The following is a 268-nucleotide window of genomic DNA, read 5'->3' as shown; positions in this document are numbered from 1 at the left end:
CACGTGGCTCATCTGGTTGTCCTGATTCCGGAATTTGAGCGGAATGAAGGTCTGGAACCCGCCGGTTTTGTCCTGCAACCGGCGCAGTTGTTCGAGGTGGTCAATGCGGTGCCGGAATTTTTCGATGTGGCCGTAGAGCATGGTGGCGTTGGAGCGGCCGCCCATTTCGTGCCAGATTTCGTGGATGCGCAACCACTGTTCGGCGGTACACTTGTCGGCGGCGATTTGCTCGCGGATTTCGGGGTCGAAAATTTCGGCGCCGCCGCCG

The 268-nt window shown here is 59.3% G+C and carries 1 pseudogene (cut by a window edge); it reads right to left on the bottom strand.

The features are described 5' to 3' along the window. Nucleotides 1–268, bottom strand: a pseudogene (locus tag JNK54_10850) (radical SAM protein); it runs 270 nt beyond the window's last position.

This window comes from Elusimicrobiota bacterium (assembly GCA_016788905.1).
In the GTDB taxonomy this organism is placed as follows: domain Bacteria; phylum Elusimicrobiota; class Elusimicrobia; order FEN-1173; family FEN-1173; genus JADKHR01.
Note: the sequence above shows the minus strand (reverse complement) of the source record. Positions and strands in the feature narration are given on the sequence as shown.